At 68.7% G+C, this 4,231-nt stretch carries 5 protein-coding genes and 2 pseudogenes; 4 read left to right on the top strand and 3 right to left on the bottom strand.

Annotated elements, in window-relative coordinates; genetic code table 11:
• Both ACWEN3_RS42515 and ACWEN3_RS42510 read right to left on the bottom strand, forming a co-directional pair.
• Positions 1-206, bottom strand: a pseudogene (locus ACWEN3_RS42515) (carbonic anhydrase); the annotation flags it as partial.
• 50 nt (positions 207-256) lie between these two features.
• Complete coding sequence (locus tag ACWEN3_RS42510) at positions 257-967, bottom strand: type III effector protein (protein ID WP_452982908.1); 711 nt, start codon at positions 965-967, stop codon at positions 257-259.
• 127 nt (positions 968-1,094) lie between these two features.
• On the opposite strand from ACWEN3_RS42510, the gene ACWEN3_RS42505 reads away from it, so the two are divergent.
• From ACWEN3_RS42505 to ACWEN3_RS42490, 4 genes and pseudogenes are all read left to right on the top strand, one after another.
• Positions 1,095-1,526 (top strand): Hsp20/alpha crystallin family protein, encoded by a 432-nt coding sequence (locus ACWEN3_RS42505; protein ID WP_452982905.1) that lies wholly within the window; start codon positions 1,095-1,097, stop codon positions 1,524-1,526.
• 97 nt (positions 1,527-1,623) lie between these two features.
• A pseudogene (locus ACWEN3_RS42500) lies at positions 1,624-2,012 on the top strand (DUF2267 domain-containing protein).
• Between the two features lie 68 nt (positions 2,013-2,080).
• Positions 2,081-2,515 carry a DUF2267 domain-containing protein gene (locus ACWEN3_RS42495; RefSeq protein WP_452982902.1) on the top strand — a complete coding sequence of 145 codons (435 nt, stop codon included), beginning with the start codon at positions 2,081-2,083 and terminating at the stop codon, positions 2,513-2,515.
• A gap of 157 nt (positions 2,516-2,672) precedes the next feature.
• Positions 2,673-3,083, top strand: coding sequence for a GNAT family N-acetyltransferase (locus tag ACWEN3_RS42490; protein WP_452982911.1), 411 nt, complete (start codon positions 2,673-2,675; stop codon positions 3,081-3,083).
• Here the strand turns inward: ACWEN3_RS42490 and ACWEN3_RS42485 are convergent.
• The gene (locus ACWEN3_RS42485; RefSeq protein WP_452982899.1) at positions 3,067-3,783 is read right to left on the bottom strand and encodes a hypothetical protein; all 717 of its coding nucleotides are present in this window, start codon (positions 3,781-3,783) and stop codon (positions 3,067-3,069) included. The two genes, ACWEN3_RS42490 and ACWEN3_RS42485, sit on opposite strands and share 17 nt — an antisense overlap.
• Between the last annotated feature and the right edge of the window lie 448 nt (positions 3,784-4,231).

The following is a 4,231-nucleotide window of genomic DNA, read 5'->3' as shown; positions in this document are numbered from 1 at the left end:
AAGCCACGGTCGAAAATGATCTCGGCGGCCAGCCGGGAGTCGGAGCACCCGAACATCACGGCGAAGGGCTGCTGGGACGGTGCGATCTCGGCGCGCCGGACGGCGTCCTGGTTCGGGTGCTCAGAGGAGCCGGCGACGAAGCGCTGGTTACCAGCCAACAGCAGCTCGAAGGCGTCGCGGGGCGACGGGGTCTGGATCTCGGTCATGGCCGCAGCCTACGGTCACGCCCCGGCCGTAGCGCTTGGTGGCGGGCTTCTCAGGTGCTCGCGGCTTCGTCGTCCTTGACAGATGCCGGGTCAGATGCCGGGCGAAGCTGGCCGCGGGCCGGACCGCCGAAGGGCGGGGTCAGGGTGTCGAGTCGCGCGGCGAGATCGGGATGGGCGGCGGTCAGGTGGGGGCGGGTTGCCTTGAGGGGATGGATGAGGGCGGCGGGATCTTCGTGGGCGAGGGCCTCGTCGAGCCGGCTGAGTGAGGTGCGGGCCGCGTTGGGCAGGTCGGTGAGGGCGCTGATCTGGCCGGCGATGCGGCGCAGGTCTGCTGCGTGGCGGCGGGCCCAGGCGGTGGTGGTGCGTTCGGCGGCGCGGCGTTCGCGGGTGGCCTGGACGCGTTGTTCGCCGGTGGTTCCGGCGGGACCGGGCTGCCCCCGCAGGTAGCGGCGTTCGGCGGCCTGGCGGCTGGCAACGCCGAGGGGGTGGGCGAGGTCCGCCCAGCTGGCACCCGCCTGGCGGGCGGTTTCGATCAGGCCGGTTTCCCATCCAGCGAGTTCCTCGCGTACCTGCCGCAGCAGCAGAAGCGAGGCCAGGGCCTGCTCCGGGCCGGGGTCGTGCGTCTCGGCAGTGCCGGGGGCTTCGTGCCGGGCGGTATGCAGGGCGTCGTCTATGGCGTGCAGGGCCGCCGCCGCGGCCAGGAAGGACGCTGGGCTTGGTACGTCGGCGCTGGACGATGCCGGCTGGTCGGTCGTGGGCATACGCACCTCCCGCAGTGGGTCATCTTTTGGACGACACTGAGTTTGTCATCCATTGGATGACATGTTACAACGGTGTCAGTGAGGCGCATTGGCAGCCACTGCCTGAACCTGCTGGAGGTGTTTTCCGATGTTGATGCGCACTGACCCCTTCCGGGAGCTGGACCGGCTGGCGCAGCAGATGATGGGTCCGGGCACTTGGTCGAGGCCGTCCCCGATGCCGATGGACGCCTACCGCGAGGGTGACCAGTACGTGGTGGCCCTCGACCTGCCGGGCATCAGCCCGGAGGCGATCGACATCGACGTCGAGCGGAACATGCTGACTGTCAAGGCCGAGCGGCGGCCCGTGGCGAATGCCGACGACGTGCAGATGGAACTGTCGGAACGGCCGCTGGGCGTCTTCTCCCGTCAGATCGTGCTCGCCGACACCCTGGACACCGAGAACATCCAGGCCGACTACGACGCGGGCGTGCTCACCTTGCGCATCCCGATCGCCGAGCGCGCCAAGCCCCGCAAGATCACCATCGGCGTCGGATCCGGCCGCAAGGGGATCTCCGGCTGAGCCGGACCCGATGAGGGCCGAAGAGCGGCGGAGGACGGATACCTGACCCCCCATCCGTCCTCCGCACCCGGTGGACAGGGAAGGGGCGACGGCCGACATGACGGTGCGACGCGAAGCATTCCTCGACCACGTGAAGGACCGCGGCGAGTACGACCTTGCAGGAGGCTGAGCGCGTAGCCCGCGTGGTTCTCGCCCTGCTGGGCGCGCACCTGGTCGGCGAGGTACGGGCTCAGCTGGCGGCGTGTCTGCCGGAAGACTTTGCCCTGGTTCTTCTCAATCCGCTGCAGGGTGCCGAGCGGCTGTCCGCAGAGCGGTTTGTGCGGGCGACCGCGCGGCGTGGATCGGAGGGGCCACCGAGCGGACGGCGACGTCAGCGCCTTCCTGTCCGCGGTCGCCGACGCCGCCCGCGACGATCTCCTCAAACAGATACTGCTACAGCTTCCCGCTGGCTACGACCTCCTCTTCGGCCGCCGCCAGCCCACCTGACCACCCACCCAAGTGACCGCACACCCGGCCACCGTGGCCTTGGTGTCAGAAAGGCAACCACCACCGTGATGTCCGACCGGCGTACCTCGCTCGAGCAGCCCTACGGGAGGGCGTACGAGCAGATGCTGGAAAAGGTCCGCTACGAAGGCGCCTACCCCAGTCGTGAGAGGGCCGAGGAAGCCGTCCGCCTCGTCGTGGCGGGACTGGGACGCCAGCTGACCGGTGACGAACGCGTCGAACTGGCCGCCCGCCTCCCCCTCGAAGCGGCACGCATCCTCACCGCCCAGGTCCCCGACATCCAGCCGCTGGGTGGCTGGGCCTTCGTTAAAGACCTCGCCGCCCGCACCGGCGCCTCCCTGGGCACCACCCGCTGGGACACCGGATCAGTGTTCTCCGCCGTCGCAGTCCACGCCGGCCCTGAACTCCTGACCCGCATCCTGCACCAGCTTCCCTCCGGCTACGCGCTTCTGTTCGGCCGCGCTGAACTCGCCCCCGCTGCATAACAGGGCGCGCGCGCCGCGTCGCTGTCCGCCTTGTGCCCAAGGGCGCCGAGAGAACTACATTCGCCCGCTGGGCCGCCCGCATCCACCTGCTGGCACGAGCAGGCGAGCGCATCGGCCGATCTGTCGGTAAGCGTCGGTCTGAAATCATGGCCGTTCGCTGGAACACAGTGATACCTCAGCCAACGACACGCGGGCCGCGGTGTCCGAGCCGGACGGGGCCGTCGTCGGCGACGCCGGGTTCCACGGGCCGCCGGACAAGGCCGGCATGGTCGAGGTCGGCTACACCGTCGTGCCCGGATACCGCCGCCAGGGCTATGCCCGTGCCATGCTGAGGGCGCTGCTCGTCCGGGCCGCCGCCGAACCCGGTGTCAAAACCGTACGGGCCGTGATCAACTCCGACAACAACGCCTCCCTGGCCACCATCGCGGGCTTCGGTTTCACGCGCGTCGGCGAGCAGGGGAACGAGCGCGACGGACTCGAGATCGTCTTCGAGGTCCCAGCAGACGCAATTCATGCCGAGCAGCCTCACGGTCCTGGGGGCTCAGGGCTGATCAGTGGAGGATGCTGACGGCCCTGGCGATGACCAGCAGTGAAGTAACCAGAGCGGAGACGCCCTGGACAGTCATAAGGAGCTTGGCACGGGTGGACAGCGGCATCGTGTCGGTCGGGCTGAACGCCGTGGAATTGGTGACGGACACATACAGGTAGTCCGTCAGCGTGGGCACCCAGTCCGATGAACGGCTGGCGCCGGCGGCCACTTCCTCGACAGCGTCATCGTTCTCGTCCTGCGGAAAGCGGAAGTCGGCCAGGGGTAGTGCACTCCGAGGCACTTGCGTGCGGCTGACAGGGCCACCCCGATCCAGCTCCCAGTAGGCCAGTCCGAAAACGATGATGTTGGTGAACCAGACCTGCAACGCGGCGACAAGCAGCCCACGGCCGTCCTGCACGCCCGCGTAGACGAGCTCGTGGATCAACAGGCTCAGCGCGACGAGGTTGCTCGCTGCAATGACGGCGACCAGGGTCAAGGACAGTGCGCGGAACGTCTTCGTCTGGCGGGTCAGCCGCTTGGGGTTGAGGGCGACGAGCGGCACAAGGAGGAGGAACTCCAGGGCCGGCAGCACGTAGCGCGGGGCGAGCAAAAGCCGTTGCGGCAGGGCGAGATAGAGTGCGATGGCAGCGAGCGTCGCGACCACTGCGGGCAGCCGGGCTTCCCCTCTGCGTTCGTGGCGCGGGTGACGGGTGCGGGCATCCACTCGCGTGCGGGTCACGTTCCCTCTTCTCCTGTCAGCTTCTGTCGCCAGCCGTACACGCGTTGTATCGGCACGGTGGTGCAACCTCGGCGCGTGCACACGACAGTGTGCAGCAAATGCCCCGATTCGCAGGTTCAAAGCCATGGCCAGACACCAACATCGCGTCCACTCCCGCTCCGGCGGACTCCGCAGCATGGAGAGCACGGGCGGCCGTGTCTGGCACCGTCGACCACGACGGGCTTCGCGTCGGCCGCCCAAGCTGCATCGCCGACAGACCGTCACCTCCTGGACGAGCCCGGCGAACACGCTGCGGCTGCCAGCGGCGTGTTCGCCACCACGCAGGAGATGGCCAACGCCGTGGGTATCGCGGTCGTCGGCGCGATCTTCTTCACAGTGGCCGGGCACCACGGAGGTGTGCACGGCTACCCCACTGCGTTCAGTGAGTCGCTGTACTCCCGGGCGGGCG

Source organism: Streptomyces sp. NPDC004561 (assembly GCF_053602155.1).
Note: the sequence above shows the minus strand (reverse complement) of the source record. Positions and strands in the feature narration are given on the sequence as shown.

Excerpts from the sequence above, each read along its gene's own strand:
- ACWEN3_RS42495 (WP_452982902.1), top strand. The coding sequence starts at position 2,081 with ATGTCCGACCGGCGTACCTCGCTCGAGCAGCCCTACGGGAGGGCGTAC.
- ACWEN3_RS42510 (WP_452982908.1), bottom strand. The coding sequence starts at position 967 with ATGCCCACGACCGACCAGCCGGCATCGTCCAGCGCCGACGTACCAAGC.
- ACWEN3_RS42505 (WP_452982905.1), top strand. The coding sequence starts at position 1,095 with ATGTTGATGCGCACTGACCCCTTCCGGGAGCTGGACCGGCTGGCGCAG.